This window comes from Aeribacillus composti (genome assembly GCF_007827555.1).
In the GTDB taxonomy this organism is placed as follows: Bacteria; Bacillota; Bacilli; order Bacillales; family Aeribacillaceae; genus Aeribacillus; species Aeribacillus composti.
In genome coordinates, this window is record NZ_VISS01000020.1 from 57875 (window position 1) to 75389 (window position 17515).

Consider the following 17515-nt stretch of genomic DNA (forward strand, 5'->3'; position numbering starts at 1 on the left):
ATATTTCAGTAAATCGTTCCCTCATTATTTTATTTCAACAATACGGAGCCAATCGTACAGGCAAATAATCCAGAAAACAGCACCATTCCTCCTTGAGCAAGATAAAATAGACCAGTACTTGAAGAGGCAAGAGCAGCGATCATGCCGATAAGACTCGCAACAAATAAACAGCATTCCATCACAATCCATTTTTCATTTATCATTTGTTTCAAAGTCGGCACCGCTTCTTTGCCGATTTTTTTGCTATACCGGTGTGTCCACCATAGAAAAGGAACAATTTTATATAAGTAGCCAATGATGCTTAATACAATCCAGCCGAACAGATAACAGTAGATGATGATGGAAAAGATGCGGGAATGGATTTCACTTTCAAAAGAAAAACCGGCCGCCGCTATATGCAGGATGACTCCAAAAACAATGGCCAAAAGAGCAAACAGAAAAGGTTTATCCAGTTTTTTCTTCATCCTTTTCTTTAAAATGGCAAACATATGGTATGCAAACAACCCATATCCGACAGCCATCAATTGAAGCCCTGCTGATAACAACCGGTCATTTGCCGTTATAAAACTGATGAAAGTTAACACAAGACCGCTTATATAAAAAATGTAGACATATCGGGCCGTGTTCATTGAAAAATGATGCGCCAATGAAAACATCGGAACCATTTTGTAAGAAAATCCGAAGATAAGAAGTGTAAACCAGCCGGAAAATCCCAGCAATATATGTGCTTTGAAAATCAAATCATGATCGATTAATTGTCTGCCGCTCCAAAAATGATAGGCAAGCGTCAATCCGAGCCCGATCGTTAAGAGCAAACAAATGAGGGCAGTACCAACAAATAAAGTGATGACCGTTCTTTTCTTCTGTTTTTTTAATGTCATGAACATCTGCCATAAAAACATTACAATCCCGCAAGTAAGAAGCAAGCCTGAAAATATAGCCATTTGAATATTAAAGGCCAGGCTGATGCTAAAAGATAGTATTCCTAATGACGTGACGACCATTTGGATAAAAGCAAATGATTCATTCCATATCGGGGTTAAAAACACGACTGGAACAAGCTGATACATGGCCCCCATGGCTGTCATTAAAGCAAAGCCAATCACTAATAAATGGACAGCTGACAATACGACAGGAAGGCGCATTTCTCCGGTTGAAAGCTGACGAGTTGACAGAAATAAAAGAATTTGAGAAAGGAAAAACGCCAGCAAGCCAAAAATAATAAACGAAAAAGGGATTCGAATATTCGTTTCATAAGTATGATTAGCCGTCATCATCGTCATCCTTCTTTTCAATCGTTATTTCATAGCTTCCATCACTGCGCTTTTGCGTTTGATAGGTATAACCGAGATCGTCAAGCTGTTCAAATAAAAACATCGGGCGGCGGTCATTAATAATTTTCAACGCTTCTCCTTTTTTTAATTTTGCTAATGCCGTTAAAGTCCGCATCATCGGTTGTGGGGGCTCTAAGCCGCGATTATCCAGTATCATTTTTTCATTCCTCCGTTTTAACAAAGGTAATTTTCCAATGTTTATCCTCTATTTTTTCCGCTTGATAAGAAAACCCTTTTTTCTTCATGATAGGAAAAAGCGGAACAGGTTTAAACGGAGCGTGTAAAATAAATACATCTCCTTGTGCAAGAGGCTGAATGGCCGCCATGATTTTTTGAAACGGCTCTAATTTCTTCTTTAAATCTTCGCGAACATCTAATTCAACAGTTTTTCCCATCCATATTCTCCTTTCCATCTTTTTTATCAATGTTCATCATAGTAAAAACAATTCCCGCAATTTGTGATTTGCTTCACTTCATCGGCATCACTTTTGAAAAGTTTATGAATAATTGATTCGTGATGCCGGATTTGCATATATTCTTCCAATTGAGGAAAGGGAAGATGTTGCAACATCAATTGAACTGCTTGTTAGAAAATGTTTCAGTTTTCAATGAAAGATCGGTACCATTTCGCTGCGGATATTGTTTTGCTTGAAATAGAAAGGAGAGAGTTTTTAAAGCGGAAACAGCGGATGGCATTTAGGGAAATTTATTTCTTTGCTAATATGGTCAGCGGCCATTGTGCGAAAAATGCGTCTAACCCGGACAAAGCGCTATTGCAAAAAGATCATTCTAACATTGAAAGTATGTCATTGACATCAAAAAAGATGGTTGCCTGAAAAGTGTGCTGCAAGAAAAAAGCGGGGCGTAAAACAAGTTAATGCCATTTTTGAAAACGATTGAGAAGTTGTTCATCTATTTAGGTAGCTGGTATTTTTTCATCTTATTGTAAAGTGTAACTCGTGAAATCCCTAATTCTCAGGAAGCTTCGGATTTGTTGCCGGCGGTTTTCTTTAATGTTTTTTCTATCAGTTGTTTCTCGATAGTATCTTTTTTTCAATCAACTTTGAGTTTTTTCGAGTCTGGACGGCTTCTCGACAAGTGACCCGAAATGGAAAAAGCTAAGAAGATCCTGTTGATGGATGAACGGTTTTCTAATATAATAACCATTCTTTCCATCAAGTTTTACAGTTCGCCAAGCATGGTACATTGTCCATAATGAAAACTGCTGATTCTATTATGAAAGCCTCCGTTTGCCGAAATCGTAAAATATTTTTTGTGTATCTATTTTGCTTTCTCAATTCATTGTATAGAGCCCCATCATGTTAGCAAAAAAAAATGATAAATTGGCAAAATGTATTCCAAATAGGTTTCTTTTTCAGAAAATTTTTTTTACAATTAATTTAACCTTTTATGATCATTCGAATTTATGTCAGAGATCTCATTCTATTGTTTATCTTGTCTGTAACATATGAAGAAAGCATGTATAAGGAGAGGAAGATGTTGCGAGATCAATTAACCGCCCTTTATGGATTTGCGCATTTCGGTGACAGACCGATGTAATTTTCGTTGTGTATACTGTATGCTGAAATGGAAGGAAGGTAGTATTCTTTTATGAAACGGGAATAACTAATGACGTTTGAAGAAATATATCGTTTGGCCAGCCGTTTAGGCATACGAAAAATTCGTCTAACCGGAGGGAAACCGCTCCTTCGAAAGGACATTGATGTACTAATATCGATGTTAAAAATATTCAAGATCTTCAAGACGTTTCATTGACCATTAACGGATATTTTTAATTTCATATGCCAAGCGCGGGCTGAACCGGATCAATGTCAGTTTAAATGCTTTAAATAACGAAATTTTTTCTAAAATGAACGGAGGCAAAGCAAAGTCTGAGGAAATTGTAAGAGGAATTGAAGAAGCGGTTGCACAAGGTCTAGCCGTAAAGGTGAACATGGTTGTAAAAGGAATAAATGAGAGCGAAATTTTACCGATGGCTCGTTTTTTTGAAGAAAAAGGAATGACGATCCGCTTCATCGAATATATGGATGTCGGAACCTTAAACGGTTGGAAAATGGACGAAGTTTGGGACGAGCAAAGAAGTTCATGATATGATTCACCGAGAAATACCTCTTGAACTAGTTCAGTCGAACGTTTTTGGCCAGGTTCCCAAAAGGTATCGATACCGAGGTACGGATGTGGAAGTCGGCTTTATTTCTTCCTTATCAGGAGCTTTTTGTTCTGATTGCACGCGAATGCCCTAAAAAGTATACATGCTATTTGCCTCAAACGGCGTTGATTTATTAGTTAAAATGCGAAAGGGAGCAAGCGGTGAAGAAATATTGGATGAGATCACCCGTGTTTGGCAGGCTCGGGACGATCGTTATTCCGAAGAAAGAGGAAGGATCAATGCTCTTTCTGCAAACAGACGTGTGGAAATGTTTTATATTGGCGGGTGAGGTGTGATTGATGAGTGTATCTGAACATCGCAGCAAGGCAAATGACCCTGTTCGCTGCAAAGTGATCACCGTTTCTGATACGAGAACGAAGGATACGGATAAAAGCGGTGCATTAATCATCGAATTATTAACGAGAGAACAAATGGAAATAATAGATTACGAGATTGTGAAAGATGAACGGGAAGCCATTCAATCTGCTGTGAAAGAGGCTTCTGACGAAATTGATGTTTTTTTATTGAACGGCGGGACTGGTTTTACAAAACGGGATGTGACGGTTGAAGCGGTAAAAGAATTGCTTGACAAAGAAATGGTTGGTTTTGGGGAATTGTTTCGTTATTTAAGCTATAAAGAAATTGGAAGCGCATCCATGCTTAGTCGAGCGCTTGCCGGTTCAATTGGACAAAAAGTCATTTTTTGCATGCCGGGATCGACAAATGCGGTTCGTCTTGCCATGGAAAAGCTGATTTTGCCGGAACTTCGCCATCTTGTTTGGGAGATGAATCGTCAGTGAACAAGATGATCGGGATTGTGCTGGCAGGAGGACAGTCGAAACGGTTTGGGCAACCGAAAGCATTTGCGAAAAGAAATGGAAAGGAATTTATTTTATATAGTATCGAAGCGCTGCAATGTATCACAAAAGACGTGGTTGTTGTCATACATCCTGAAATAGATACGAAATGGCTGCAAAGGAACCAGCTGACATATATTCAAGATCTCGAATTGTATCAAGGAAAAGGACCTCTTGCCGGCATTTATTCCGTTATGTCCCAATTCAAATCCGAATGGTATATCGTTTTACCTTGTGATACTCCTTTTATCAATGCGCATTTGTTGAAAAAATTGCAATTATACAGAAATGACGGTTGTGAAGCGATTGTTCCTAGTGTTCACGGAAATATTCAGCCATTGATCGCCATGTACCATCATCGAGTGAAGGAAAAAATACGATGGCACCTTGAACAAAATAAGTTAAGCATGAAGCATTTTCTTCCAAGTATTCATACTAGATATGTTGAGATCAATGATGATGATGCTTTCATCAATATTAATACAAAGGATGAATATGACCAGTATATTGTTCATAATAACCTTTTTCCTCAAGCCTCCTTTTCCAAAACAAAATAAATGTTCCTTGGTAGTATCGGGTGGGGGCAAGAAGGGTGGAAAGGAATGGGATCGTTGCGAAAGCCAATTCAAGTAGAGGAAGCAATCGACCGGGTGTTGGAAAAAAGCTATGAAGGTGAAATAGAGTATGTATCAATCGAAAACAGCTTTCATCGTGTGCTTGGTCAAGATATAACTGCTACAACGGATGTACCTGGATTTGATCGATCCCCTTATGACGGCTATGCTGTTTGGGCAGCATCGACCGAGGCCGCTTCAGCTTCCAATCCAGCAGTTTTGGAAGTCGTCGGGACTCAAGGAGCAGATTCTGTTTGGAAAGAATCTTTAAAACCTTTTCAAGCCGTTAAAATTATGACTGGCGCTGCCATTCCAGAAGGTGCAAATGCCGTCATCATGAAGGAATTAACACAGGAATTCAGAAAAGACGGAAAAACATATGTGCAAATAAAAAGAAAAGTTGAGGCAGGAGAAAACATCTCCCGCATCGGAGAAGATATGAAAAAGGGCAGTTTGCTTATCGAAAAAGGAACCGTGATCACTCCGGGAATATCCGCTGTTCTGGCAACGTTCGGGTATCATTACGTTCCGGTTATGAAGAGCCCAAAGGTTGTCGTCATAGCAACCGGGAGCGAATTGCTTGAAGTGTATAAACCGCTGGAAAAAGGAAAAATTCACAATAGCAATACTTATATGCTGCAGGCACAAATTTTCAGAGCTCACGGTGAACCGATTTTATACGGAATTGTGAAAGACACATTTCAAAATGTATTTCAAGCTGTTACAAAAGCAATGCAAATGGCCGACATTATCATCACAACAGGCGGAGTGTCAGTGGGCGATTTTGATTATATCCCAAAGGTGTACGAGCATCTTCAAGCCCAAGTTTTATTCAATAAAATCGGCATGCGTCCAGGGAGTGTTACCTCTGCAGCTGTTGTCGGCAACAAAATTTTGTTCGGCCTCTCAGGCAACCCTTCCGCTTGTTATGTCGGTTTTGAGCTGTTTGTCCGTCCGTATATAAGGGCGATGCTCGGACAAAAAAATTGTTATTTAAAACGAGCCCGGGCGATTTTAACGAAAGATTTTTTAAAGCCGAATCCGTTCACGCGCTTTGTGAGAGCAAAACTGTCCTATCATGATGGAAAGCTAGTAGCTGATCCGATTGGAAGGGACAAATCAAATATTGTTTCATCCTTAATTCATACTAATAGTTTAATTGTTTTGCCTGGCGGAAGCAGAGGATTTCAAGCAGGCAGTGAAGTTAACGTGCTGTTAATCGAAGATGAAGAAGGAGCCTCCAGTTGGCTATGATGATTTTACAAGTGGTAGGGCATCAAAACAGCGGAAAAACTACGCTAATTGAAAAATGCATCAAAGAGCTGACCAATCATGGGATAAAAGTCGGTACTTTTAAACATCACGGTCATGGTGGAAAACCGGATATTCCAAAAAAAGATACGTATCGGCATTGGGAAGCTGGTGCTGTTGTTTCAGCGGTTCTAGGGGAAGAAACTTTGCTGTTGCAAGCTGAAATAAAAGCGAATGAACATTTTTCGAACATTATGGAACTTTACCGGCATTTTTCAATTGATGTATTGATTATCGAAGGAATGAAAAAAGCTCCATATCCGAAAATTGTCTGTATCCGTGATGAGAAAGATCTTCATCTGCTTGATTTATCAAATGTGATCGCATCGATTAGCTCGATCCCTTTGAAAGAAAAACATTCATTTTTTATTAAAGACGAAGATTTGTATATCAGCTGGATCGTGAACTATGTAAAGGAGAAGCTGTTGGAAATGAGACAATAATGCCATTTTATATTATATTTGGAGGGATAATTATGTTTCAAATTGTGAAAGAACCGATAGATGTTTCACGTGTCATCGAAGCTGTTGTGGATCGAAATGCCGGAGCTATCGTTACATTTATCGGAACTGTAAGGGAATTGACAAAAGGAAAAAAAACACTGTATTTAGAATATGAAGCATATGAATCGATGGCTCAAAAAAAACTGGAACAAATCGGAGCTGAAATTAAACAGCAGTTTCCGAATGCTAAGGTTGCCATTGTCCATCGTATCGGACGATTAGAAATTACGGATGCCGCGGTCGTCATCGCCGTATCTACTCCTCACCGCGCTGATGCTTATGAAGCAAACCGTTATGCAATCGAGCGGATTAAAGAAATGGTACCGATATGGAAGAAAGAGCATTGGGAGGATGGCTCATTGTGGATCGGCAATCAGCAAGAAACGATTTCTTATGAAAAAGGCATTCCAAAGGAGATGAAGTCATGATCCGAATTTTATTTTTCGCCCAACTAAAAGAGCAGCTGAATAAAAAGGAGATGACATTGCCATATCAAGAAATAACTGTTAAACAACTCCGCGAACGGTTGGAAAAAGAATATTCACTGCCCGCCCTATCCTCCGTCCTTTTTGCCATCAATGAAGAATTTGCTGCAGAAGATGACATCATTCGGGATGGGGATGTTGTCGCCCTTATTCCGCCGATGAGTGGAGGTTAAAAACATGAAGAAGCTGACTCACTTAAATGAGCAAGGAAGGGCAAAAATGGTAGATATTTCAGAGAAAGAGGAAACAGTCCGTACTGCACATGCCATCTCAAGTATTCTTGTTTCAAAAGAAGTGTATGAAAAAATCACAAACTCACAGGTCAAAAAAGGAGATGTTCTGTCAGTAGCGCAAGTAGCTGGAATTATGGCCGCCAAACGCACGGCTGACATCATTCCAATGTGCCATCCGATTGCTTTAAAAGCGGTGGATATTCAATTTGAATGGAAATGCGACGAAAACAAATATGAATTAATGATCCATTCATTTGTGAAAACAAAAGGAAGCACAGGGGTTGAAATGGAAGCATTAACTGCTGCGAGTGTCTGCGCCTTAACCGTTTATGATATGTGCAAAGCAATCGATAAAGGAATGGTCATTGGCCAAACATATTTAATGGAGAAAACAGGCGGCAAAAACGGTGACTTCCGCCGTGAACTATAACTTTTATAGGTAATTGATCATTATAGAAAAGAATTTTTAGCTGCAGAAAGAAACTAGTTACCATGAAACCAATCAACTTACTCTGTCTTTAAATAAAAGGACGCCAAGCTGAAAACTACAAGGAAAGAGACACTTTTGAAAAAAGCATGATCATATCAAATGTTTCGCAATCCGGGCTCTTGGAACTGGAAAAATTTCTAAGGAGCCCTGTACATATTTTTCATTCGGCATATAAGAGCTTCTTCATTATCATCGATGAAGGGCTGCATAAGCGTTGTGGACAACGAGCTTGTCGGGGTGTTCTCGTGCCGTCCTATAACCGCCTCGTTGCCGTCTGTTTTGATTTATGTCATTCTTTCTGAACGATTCAATCAGCTCTATTTCACAAGTTATTCTATTGTTTTAAGGAAAAAATTTTATCATATCGCGTTGAATGCTTTTGCATCCCGTTTTGCAAAAAAAGGCCAGGGGCTTATGAAGTGTCTAGAGCCCCAAAATTGTTGGATTGCTGAGGCAGCATGAATAAAACGAAAGGTTAAGGACAAATTTTTTTTAAGCTCCTCTGATCATTTCTCCAAAGCAGGGAAGAAAACTGCTTCAAGACGCAAAATGTCGATCTTCATTAAGCCCTCATGATCAAAAGGCGTTTTCCTTTCAATAACATTGATTTTCCGCTTTGCAAAAAATTTTACAAAATGCTCCAAATACGTTAAAATTTCATTCAAAAAGCTTTTTTTATTTAAAACAAGAGGTATAAAATTCAAATTTTTTATCTTTTTTCCATTCCTTTGAGTAACTGTAAGCTTCCATTTCTTTTGTTCCGACATTAAATGAAATAAAAAATTTTCAGTGGTTTGCTGCACGAAATAAAATAAATAAGAGTGCCAAGCTTTTTATAAAGAGAGAAGTGTTTAATAAGTATAATGGTTTGAATCATTTGCAACTTTATTCATAATCAAAACAGGGGATTTCGCTTTTTATGAAGAAAGGGCTGTTTTACATGTTTCACATCAAAAATTTACGTTACAAAGATATTCTATACATTGACGAGTTGAAAATTGAAGAAAAACAAGTAACGTGCATCATTGGCCAAAGCGGGGGAGGAAAGACAACACTTTTAAAAATGCTCAATCACATGCTGTCGCCAGATCAAGGAGAAATTGTTTATAAAGGCCGGTCATTGTTTGAATGGAATCCAATCGCTTTAAGACGGGAAGTTGTGATGCTTTCACAGCAGCCAGTAATGTTTGAAGGAAATATTCGAGAGAATTTGAATTTCGGCAGAATTTTATCTGAAAAAGAGCCTCTTGACGATGAAAAGTTGAAAGAAGCACTAAAATTTGTGTGCTTGCAAAAAAAATTAGAGGATGACGTAGAACAATTGTCCGGTGGAGAAAAACAAAGACTTGCACTAGCCAGAATTTTTCTAATGGATCCAGAAGTTTTTTTATTAGACGAGCCAACCTCTGCGCTAGATAAAGGAACTGAAGAGAAAATCATGGATGCATTCATTCGTGATGCTAGGAAAAAAGAAAAAACGGTTATTATGGTAACACACTCAGATACAATACCAAAAACATATGCAGATAAAGTTATTACGATAAAATAAACCAACAGGTGATAATCAATGAAGCAAGAAGTTATCAACATCGAATTTTGGAGGCTCTCGGCAGCATATTTATTTGTTCTTATTTTAATATTGCTTGTAAAAAAACGAGAAATTAAACGTGAAAAATTAATTGTCCTTTCAACTGCCAGGATGACGATTCAACTTGTGCTAGTCGGATACATATTGATGTATATTTTTAAAAATCCTTCACCTTGGATTGTCTTATTGGTGCTTTGTTTCATGGAATCGTTTGCCGTTTATAATATATTTAAACAGCTTCATAAGCCTTTATCGAAAAAATTGAAGCTGGTCATTGTGCTGTCAATGGTTATCGGCTCTCTCGTCAGCCTGTTGTATTTTAATCTAATCGTCATTCATTTTAAGCCTTGGTATGAACCTCAATACTTTATCCCGATTGCCGGAATGTTTATTGGAAATTCAATGATCGGTATAACGCTAGGCATGAAAGAAATGATCGAAAATTTTGCTACCCAAAAGAATCTGATTGAAGGGGCGCTCATGTTAGGTGCTAAACCCGATGCAGCAACAAAACCAATCGTAAACTCTGCATTTGATTCAGCTATTTTGCCGACTATCAATAACATGGTCGGTATGGGGATAGTGTTTTTGCCGGGAATGATGACAGGTCAAATCCTCGCAGGTACAAGCCCTTTAGTTGCAATCGAATATCAAATTGTGATTTTGATCGGCATTGCCGGAAGTGTAGGGATTTCATCTTTTTTATCACTGCAATTCGGCTACAAAACATTTTTTAATGATCGCTTCCAATTTATACCACAAAATGAAAAAGAGAAGTAAAAGAACGGCAAAGAGCGGCAATAATTCATTGATTTTGTCGCTCAAATCATGAGGATGAGGGTATGAGTGGAGTTTTTTTAAAACATAAATATATTATGTAAACTTAGAAGGAGATGAATGAACGGACTTCGGGATATAGAACAAACAAAAATGAAGCGTTAATAAAAATAAATAAATCATAATCCAAAATTAATCATGGAATGAATTTAAACACGCAGCAAATCATAACGAATTTTAAAGATCAATTTTTAAAGATCAATTAATTAAATTGCAATGTAAATTTACAATTTAAAAAGAAATTCATTAAATGCAATTAAAATACAATTTGTTTCATTTTTTTATTTCGTCTCATCACAACAAGTAATCTCTTTAGTGAAACAAGATCCATTTATAACTTCCTATAATATATATTATGTAAACTAAAATCTAAAAAATATAAAGCAGCTATTGACTACTTAACTGCCCTTTCGTTAATTTTATAAAATTCTTCGTTAAATGATTTGTCACGTTTTAACAACCATGTATAATACGTTCCTAATGTAATTCAAGCAGTTTCACATGCTCGATGAATGCAATAATTTTTTTTCGATATTCATCGATAAAAGCTTTTTTTCTTTCTGCAACAGCTTGTTTTATTCTTTTTCATTTCGCATTTTGCAATATTTCTGTATCCAAATTTTGATCCGGAAACACTTCAAATTTGCGTTTTAAGTACAATCCTTTGTCATGATAAATCCAGTCGTAAAATTCCTTAATGGTTTTACGACCGCTCATATATAAACGAATATGATTTTCTTTTTTACTTAGTTAACTTCAAATCCACGTGGTTTTAAATGATTCTCCAATGCAGTTACAATAACTTTTCTATAAATCTCTATCACCAATCAAAATTCATATCCGGATTCAGTTGCAACAAGCATTTCAAAGGAAGTTGATGTATACACAATATTTATTTAATTATCTGGTTAAGAAAGTGAACATCGTTAAAAAGCAGTTAATTTAACAAACCGATCGACTTGATTTTCTTAGATTTCATGCATTAATATTCAACCCGCAAATTAAAACACCGCGTTTTCCTGTAAGAAAATCCGATTAGATGAATTATTATTCTAAATCATCGTAATCATGAGGAGTACTTACAGCTAATTTATAACGATAATTTAAATTTCGTGGTTCTTTTTGATACAGTTCTTCATATAAGCGCAATGCTTCCACGTACTTTTTCATGGCTAAGAAAATTCTTACTTTTTTACTGCTGTTGCAAAGCTTTCATGGTGTGTATCCTTAATGGTTACTCCTTCAAATTCGAGAATTTCTTCAGGGGGTTCATTTGTGTCGTGAATTTATGAAGTTAGAATCTATTTGATTAATGCAATATTGTTGTCTTAACCTTTTTTTCTTTTATTCGCAGGATGGTTGAGGTTCTTAACGAAAATTCCTTTCTGCATCTGCTTAGATAATTTATCTAACTTCTCCAACTTTTCGAATACAGACATGTCCCCTCCAATTGCTTTTCCAAACAACTCTTTTATGATATCCGTTTGGGCATTCTTTTCATAAAGTTCTGCTGACCTTCTTCTTGAATACTTTGGTGATAGATGGGCTTCTACTGCTATCTTGAAAATATTGAAATTGTAGAACGTGCAAACTTGAAACATTCGAAGAAATGGATTTTACTCCTTCTATCAGTAGAGCATTTTTTACATCATGAGCGTTTATTTTGAATGACGAAATGAACTTTTTATTTGGGAAAGTTTATTTTGTAAGTTTGCGTGATCACGTTTCATTTGACTAAGACGATTCGTTACAACTTTTTTTCCATATCCATGTGGTGCGGAGGCGATTAATATTACATTTTCTTTATAATTGTTCATTTGAGAGACCTCCTAACAGCATTTTGATAAAGTAACAATAAGAATATCCTTTTGATTCAAGTATAGCATTAAATATATTCTCTTGGTAAGCCTTCAGTTTATAATAATCCCACTCTCCTAGCAGGGGCAGATGAAAGCAAAATACGTAAGTCTTTACCTTAAACAAGAAATAACATATTCTTTTTTCCAGTGAATAGTATAGCTTTTCATTATGATTATGATCATTATATGTTTGCACAACGTAAGAAGAAGTATCATCTAATGAAAAGTTCTCAGGAGTTGTTAATCCATCATATTCTTTGCAAATCATCTGGTTATCTCTTTTTTCGTAAAGAGTTACGGCTTTACAGTCCATTAATGCTCCTATAGCTTCTTGTTGGTACTTTGTATTTGTAGAGTAAATATTGCAGCCGACCATCTTAGATCGTAAAAGCGCTAATAGCCTTCTCCAATTTGTAATTTGCCCATTCCGCAATAAACTTATGAATTCAAGTGATAGTTCATAAAAATCCCCGTATAATTCTACATGTTCTAAGCTCCGTTCTATTTCAGAACGAATATTTAAGTATTGAAGGCTTTCTTTGAAAAGAGCTGAAAGATAGCTTTTTATGTTTGAAAGAATTTCGACACCTAATGAGCATTTTTCGAAATATATCCCTTTTTGTTCTGCATCATAAAGAAAGTACCATACATAATTTTCGGCAATATGAGGCTCCTCTTTAATATTTTCGCTTATAAAATTCAACATTGAATCCGGTTCTTTACCGTGTTCGCTTAAATACTGTACTAACGATTGTTTTATTTGAGGTCTGATCGTCCGAAAATAGGTATCAAGAACTATATCGTGAACATACACGATAAGACGTTTATTTTCGTGATATGCACGTAAAAATTCAAGGTGAGTAACAGTTTTCCCTTCATCCTCTAAGAATGTTCCTGCTTTATCCGCGATAAATAGCAGAAAGATATCACTTCTTGATACGTACTCCAAACAAGTTCGGATGGCATCTTGGTGAATATATCGCATACTATCTTCAAAACGAATAGGTTCATGCCCCATATTTTTTAATTCCTCAAATACAGCGTTTCGTATAGAGGAAAGAGCATCTTGTGCAACAGAACTTATAAAAATAGTAGTTCTATCCATATTACAAAACCACCTTACTTTTTAAACAACCTCCCGTGAATCTATTTGATTAATAGAACATTGTTGTCTTAACCTTTTTTCTTTTATTCGCAGGATGGTTGATGTTCTTAACAAAGATTCCTTTCTGCATTTAGCTTAAATTTAATTTAAAAACGTTCATTAGAGATTAAATTCGACAAAAACTGCTAAATTCCTTCGCTTCCAATGATAAGTCTTTCTTCCTTACAGTGGTTTAAATGAATTAAGTAGTTTAATTAAATACTAGCATGAAGAGTTGCTTAATTTACACATCTAACTCAATACTTTACAATATCATTACAGTTAAATAAATGTTTTAGAGGTAAAGTCATGGATATCCGGATTCAGTTGCAACAAGCACTTGCAGAATGCAAACGTTTAAGAAAAGAAAACGAATATTTAAAACACATCCTTTCAACGATGATGCAAAAGAAAGAAAAAAGTAATTCTGTAACTACGGCTAGTTCTATAGTCAACAACCAATCGTCCCCTGAAGAAAAAATACGATTATTCAAGCGGCTTTTTCGAGGACGAACAGATGTATATGCGGTTCGCTGGGAGTCAAAAAACGGCCGTGCGGGATATACACCTGCTTGTTCCTATGAGTGGCAACCACCTCTTTGTCGAAAACCGGAGATCAAATGCAGTGAGTGTCCGCATCGAACATTGCTACCGCTAAATGATCAAGTACTTTACGATCATTTAAGTGGGAAGCATACTGTTGGAATTTATCCGATGCAAAAAGATGAAACGTGTTTCTTTTTGGCGATTGATTTTGACAAAAAGAATTGGCAAGAGGATGTGTTGGCGTTTGTTCGTGTATGTAAAGAGTTTTCCGTACCGTATAGCATTGAACGCTCAAGATCTGGGAATGGTGCACACGTATGGATTTTCTTCTCCGAAGCGATTCCTGCTTCATTAGCTCGCAAAATGGGAATGACATTGCTCACTAAAACAATGGAAAAACGATATGAAATAGGTTTAGACTCCTATGATCGATTATTCCCGAATCAAGATACGCTTCCAAAAGGCGGATTCGGAAATTTAATCGCATTGCCGCTTCAGCGAAAGCCAAGGATAAACGGCAATAGTGTATTTGTCGATGAATCCTTTACTCCTTATCCAGACCAATGGCTGTATCTATCTTCTGTTCAAACGATGACAAAAAAAGAAGTACAAGATGTGGTACAGCTTTACGAAAATAAATCTATTACTGTAAACGAAGTTTATCCAGAGAAAATTACTATTGAATTAAAGAATGGTCTATACATTCCAAATGATAGAGTCCCCTCTTCTCTTTTAACTAAGTTGACGAAACTAGCAACATTAGCGAATCCTGAATTTTATAAAGCTCAGAAAAATCGCATGTCTACATACGGAATACCACGAGTGATTAATTGCTCTTGGGATGAGGAAGGATATTTAGTCTTACCGCGCGGCTGTTTGGAGGAGGTTATTAACCTTTTATCGTCATTATCCATTCAAACTGAAATCATTGATGATCAATTCGATGGACAGACGATTGAGGTGGAATTTCAAGGTGAGTTAACTTCTCAGCAACACGATGCCATATTGCAATTATTGAAACACAATACAGGTGTTCTTTCAGCAACCACTGGTTTTGGTAAAACAGTTATAGCGGCCGCTCTTATTGCGGAACGAAAAGTTAATACGCTAGTCATTGTTCATCGGACACAGTTGATGCAACAGTGGTTGGAGCAATTATCAACGTTTCTTAATATTTCATCAAAAGAAATCGGACAAATTGTCGGCGGAAAAAACAAAATAACAGGAAAAATTGATATAGCAACCATTCAAAGCTTAAATTACAAGGGTCAGTTGAAGTCATTTATTACTCAATATGGCCAAATCATTGTCGATGAATGCCATCATATTTCTGCCTTTAGCTTTGAACAAGTGTTAAAACAAGTTCGCTCCAAGTATGTGTATGGTCTAACGGCTACACCGATTCGTAAAGATGGTTTACACCCTGTTATTCACATGCAATGTGGTCCTATTCGTTATAAAATTGACGGGAAAACCCAAGCAAAAGTAAGGCCATTTGTTCATCGTTTAATTCCAAGGTACACGAACTTTACGTCCTCACACAACGATATTCAGCAACTTTATAAAGAAACAGCACTCAATGAACAGCGAAATCAGCAATTATTTGATGATGTGTTGTCTGCGCTTGAAGAAGGCCGTTGTCCGCTAATCTTAACAGAACGAATTGAACATGTTGAAATTTTAAAGCAATTATTTAAAGGATTTGCTAAAAATATTATTGTACTCTCCGGGAATATGACGAAAAAAGAACGGATGGAACAATTGCATCGACTTTCTTCCATTCCTGATGACATGGAAAGATTAGTGATTGCAACAGGAAAATATATCGGTGAAGGATTTGACGATGCGAGGTTAGATACTCTATTTTTAGCCATGCCGATTTCATGGAAAGGCACCCTGCAACAATATGTTGGACGCTTGCATCGAATTCATGCGAATAAACAAGAAGTACGTGTATATGACTACGTGGATAAAAACATCCCGATGATGCAAAAGATGTTTGAAAAAAGATTGGCGGGATACCGCGCCATGGGCTATGTGTTAGATGAAAAAAACAGTTTGTATGAGGAACAGATGAAGTTGTTTTAATTCATTATCAAGGACAAATATAGAGAGTGGGCATAATGTTTCACTTTGTTTTTGTTTACATATCGACTGTTTGACAAAATTAAATACCATGAGTAACAAACCCCGCCTCTTAATAACTCGTACCAAGGCGGGGATATTTTGTCTATATGGGGATTTTTTATGGGATTAGAAGAAACTCCAAATGTTAAAGCCCCAACTACATTCGATGAATAACTAGAGATTTTACGACAACGCCGGTTGAAAATACGAATGTAGCAAGGGCGATTTTGACGAGAGTAAATTATTATCGATTATCATCCTCTACGTTCTATGTTAACTTGAAAAAATTTGGTCTTTATTAAAAATCACTTAGTAATTGTTCAACATGTTGTTTTAACTTAGGAATCTTATTCTGAACAACATCCCAGACAATTCGATAATTAATGGAGAAATAGCCGTGAATCATCATATCTCTCATGCCAGCCATCTTTCTCCATTCGATATGCGGGTGTGCTTGTCGGATTTCGTCTGGAATGTTTTTCGTTGCTTCACCAATCACTAATATATTTTTAATTACCGCGTCCGACACTAAGTCATTGTTTAGAAAATCATCATAAGATAAGCCCTTGGTGTATTTTTCAACTTTTTCTGCAGCCGCAAGAATATCTTGTAAAAAGACTTTAGGCTCTCTCCGCATACTTAGCACTCCTTAAAATACTCGACTTTAATGATGGCTTGATATCATCTAAAATGACTAAATCTACCGGCTTTTGAAAATGATCTTCCAGATTGAATTTTAACTCCATATAATTATCGAATGTCATGGCATGATCCATAAATTCTACTAACACATCAATGTCACTGGACTCCTTTTGTTCTCCCCGGCTATACGAACCAAACAAACCTATCCGTTTTACACCATATTTTTCCTTCCATATATCTAAGTTTCTGGACATTTCGTTAAGTATTTCTTGCTGTGATAACAAATTTATCACCACCGTTTTCTTAATACTCTATATCCTCATTATAGCATCCCTCATTTTAATTATTCTTCATCAAATTGTTAACTGCTACTTTTTTGCTATTTCTTTAGGATAGCTTTTTGTAGGCTTTATGAATACTTAAAACAAGTTCTCTCAGCTATGATGCAAAAGAAAGAAAATAATCAGTCTGTCACTTCGACTAGCTCGATAGTTACTAACCAATCGTCCCCTGAAGAAAAAATACGCTTGTTCAAGCGGCTTTTTCGAGGACGAACAGATTGTATATGCGGTTCGCTGGGAGTCAAAAAACGGCCGCGCGGGATATACTCCTGCTTGTTCTTTGTCGATTAGAGAATCTCTCAATAATTTGACAATCAAAACAGGGAATCTTTTTTTACTCCTGAATCCGTGACAAAACATCTTTACAATGGTCGCAAACCGTTGATACGATAAGGGAAAACGACGTTGACGATTCTTCATCAAGTAGGTGATGT

19 protein-coding genes and 2 pseudogenes are annotated in these 17515 nt (G+C 36.8%); 12 read left to right on the plus strand and 9 right to left on the minus strand.

The features are described 5' to 3' along the window. Nucleotides 1-29: 29 nt before the first annotated feature. From FB379_RS11610 to FB379_RS11620, 3 genes are read right to left on the minus strand one after another with little or no spacing between them, the layout of a single operon-like run. Nucleotides 30-1277: a hypothetical protein gene (locus FB379_RS11610; RefSeq protein ID WP_144598045.1), complete on the minus strand. Its 1248-nt coding sequence runs from the start codon at nucleotides 1275-1277 to the stop codon at nucleotides 30-32. Next, nucleotides 1264-1491 (minus strand): DUF2249 domain-containing protein, encoded by a 228-nt coding sequence (locus tag FB379_RS11615; protein WP_063387668.1) that lies wholly within the window; start codon nucleotides 1489-1491, stop codon nucleotides 1264-1266. The genes FB379_RS11610 and FB379_RS11615 overlap by 14 nt, the downstream gene beginning before the upstream one ends. A gap of 4 nt (nucleotides 1492-1495) precedes the next feature. After that, nucleotides 1496-1729 carry a DUF2249 domain-containing protein gene (locus FB379_RS11620; protein WP_063387667.1) on the minus strand — a complete coding sequence of 78 codons (234 nt, stop codon included), beginning with the start codon at nucleotides 1727-1729 and terminating at the stop codon, nucleotides 1496-1498. A 198-nt stretch (nucleotides 1730-1927) separates the two neighbouring features. Here FB379_RS11620 and FB379_RS11625 point away from each other — a divergent pair, with 198 nt between their 5' ends. After that, nucleotides 1928-2170 (plus strand): hypothetical protein, encoded by a 243-nt coding sequence (locus FB379_RS11625; RefSeq protein ID WP_144598046.1) that lies wholly within the window; start codon nucleotides 1928-1930, stop codon nucleotides 2168-2170. A 76-nt stretch (nucleotides 2171-2246) separates the two neighbouring features. Here the strand turns inward: FB379_RS11625 and FB379_RS19245 are convergent. Beyond that, a pseudogene (locus FB379_RS19245) lies at nucleotides 2247-2375 on the minus strand (helix-turn-helix domain-containing protein). Between the two features lie 484 nt (nucleotides 2376-2859). Between FB379_RS19245 and FB379_RS11640 the strand changes: the two are divergent. The 10 genes and pseudogenes from FB379_RS11640 to FB379_RS11685 all read left to right on the plus strand — a co-directional run bounded on the left by FB379_RS11640 (nucleotide 2860) and on the right by FB379_RS11685 (nucleotide 10365). After that, nucleotides 2860-3793, plus strand: a pseudogene (locus FB379_RS11640) (GTP 3',8-cyclase MoaA). A 10-nt stretch (nucleotides 3794-3803) separates the two neighbouring features. Continuing rightward, a complete protein-coding gene (locus FB379_RS11645) occupies nucleotides 3804-4304 on the plus strand; it encodes a MogA/MoaB family molybdenum cofactor biosynthesis protein (RefSeq protein WP_094245859.1) in 501 nt (166 codons plus the stop codon). A 5-nt stretch (nucleotides 4305-4309) separates the two neighbouring features. After that, complete coding sequence (locus FB379_RS11650; RefSeq protein ID WP_063387703.1) at nucleotides 4310-4918, plus strand: molybdenum cofactor guanylyltransferase; 609 nt, start codon at nucleotides 4310-4312, stop codon at nucleotides 4916-4918. 45 nt (nucleotides 4919-4963) lie between these two features. Continuing rightward, complete coding sequence (locus FB379_RS11655; RefSeq protein ID WP_144598047.1) at nucleotides 4964-6229, plus strand: molybdopterin molybdotransferase MoeA; 1266 nt, start codon at nucleotides 4964-4966, stop codon at nucleotides 6227-6229. After that, nucleotides 6226-6729, plus strand: coding sequence for a molybdopterin-guanine dinucleotide biosynthesis protein B (mobB, locus tag FB379_RS11660; protein WP_199757342.1), 504 nt, complete (start codon nucleotides 6226-6228; stop codon nucleotides 6727-6729). Before FB379_RS11655 ends, mobB begins: the two co-directional genes overlap by 4 nt. Nucleotides 6730-6761: 32 nt before the next feature. Beyond that, nucleotides 6762-7217 carry a molybdenum cofactor biosynthesis protein MoaE gene (locus FB379_RS11665; protein WP_130156967.1) on the plus strand — a complete coding sequence of 152 codons (456 nt, stop codon included), beginning with the start codon at nucleotides 6762-6764 and terminating at the stop codon, nucleotides 7215-7217. Beyond that, nucleotides 7214-7447, plus strand: coding sequence for a molybdopterin converting factor subunit 1 (moaD, locus tag FB379_RS11670; protein WP_063387661.1), 234 nt, complete (start codon nucleotides 7214-7216; stop codon nucleotides 7445-7447). Before FB379_RS11665 ends, moaD begins: the two co-directional genes overlap by 4 nt. Before the next feature lie 4 nt (nucleotides 7448-7451). Further along, nucleotides 7452-7937, plus strand: coding sequence for a cyclic pyranopterin monophosphate synthase MoaC (moaC, locus tag FB379_RS11675; RefSeq protein WP_144598049.1), 486 nt, complete (start codon nucleotides 7452-7454; stop codon nucleotides 7935-7937). Nucleotides 7938-8937: 1000 nt separating this feature from the next. After that, nucleotides 8938-9546, plus strand: coding sequence for an ABC transporter ATP-binding protein (locus FB379_RS11680; protein WP_144598055.1), 609 nt, complete (start codon nucleotides 8938-8940; stop codon nucleotides 9544-9546). Nucleotides 9547-9564: 18 nt separating this feature from the next. Next, a complete protein-coding gene (locus tag FB379_RS11685) occupies nucleotides 9565-10365 on the plus strand; it encodes an ABC transporter permease (protein ID WP_144598050.1) in 801 nt (266 codons plus the stop codon). Nucleotides 10366-11469: 1104 nt separating this feature from the next. Here the strand turns inward: FB379_RS11685 and FB379_RS19015 are convergent. From FB379_RS19015 to FB379_RS11700, 3 genes are all read right to left on the minus strand, one after another. Then, nucleotides 11470-11592: a hypothetical protein gene (locus FB379_RS19015; RefSeq protein WP_261308750.1), complete on the minus strand. Its 123-nt coding sequence runs from the start codon at nucleotides 11590-11592 to the stop codon at nucleotides 11470-11472. A 488-nt stretch (nucleotides 11593-12080) separates the two neighbouring features. After that, nucleotides 12081-12239, minus strand: a complete 159-nt coding sequence (locus tag FB379_RS18585; protein ID WP_165381934.1) for a hypothetical protein — start codon at nucleotides 12237-12239, stop codon at nucleotides 12081-12083. Continuing rightward, complete coding sequence (locus tag FB379_RS11700) at nucleotides 12226-13386, minus strand: DUF4062 domain-containing protein (protein ID WP_144598051.1); 1161 nt, start codon at nucleotides 13384-13386, stop codon at nucleotides 12226-12228. Before FB379_RS11700 ends, FB379_RS18585 begins: the two co-directional genes overlap by 14 nt. 348 nt (nucleotides 13387-13734) lie before the next feature. Here FB379_RS11700 and FB379_RS11705 point away from each other — a divergent pair, with 348 nt between their 5' ends. Next, nucleotides 13735-16059 carry a TOTE conflict system archaeo-eukaryotic primase domain-containing protein gene (locus FB379_RS11705; RefSeq protein WP_066248608.1) on the plus strand — a complete coding sequence of 775 codons (2325 nt, stop codon included), beginning with the start codon at nucleotides 13735-13737 and terminating at the stop codon, nucleotides 16057-16059. Nucleotides 16060-16396: 337 nt separating this feature from the next. Here the strand turns inward: FB379_RS11705 and FB379_RS11710 are convergent, their stop codons facing one another. Both FB379_RS11710 and FB379_RS11715 read right to left on the minus strand, forming a co-directional pair. Next, nucleotides 16397-16735: a HepT-like ribonuclease domain-containing protein gene (locus tag FB379_RS11710; RefSeq protein WP_066248612.1), complete on the minus strand. Its 339-nt coding sequence runs from the start codon at nucleotides 16733-16735 to the stop codon at nucleotides 16397-16399. After that, a complete protein-coding gene (locus FB379_RS11715) occupies nucleotides 16719-16994 on the minus strand; it encodes a nucleotidyltransferase family protein (RefSeq protein ID WP_066248648.1) in 276 nt (91 codons plus the stop codon). Before FB379_RS11715 ends, FB379_RS11710 begins: the two co-directional genes overlap by 17 nt. Nucleotides 16995-17515: the final 521 nt, after the last annotated feature.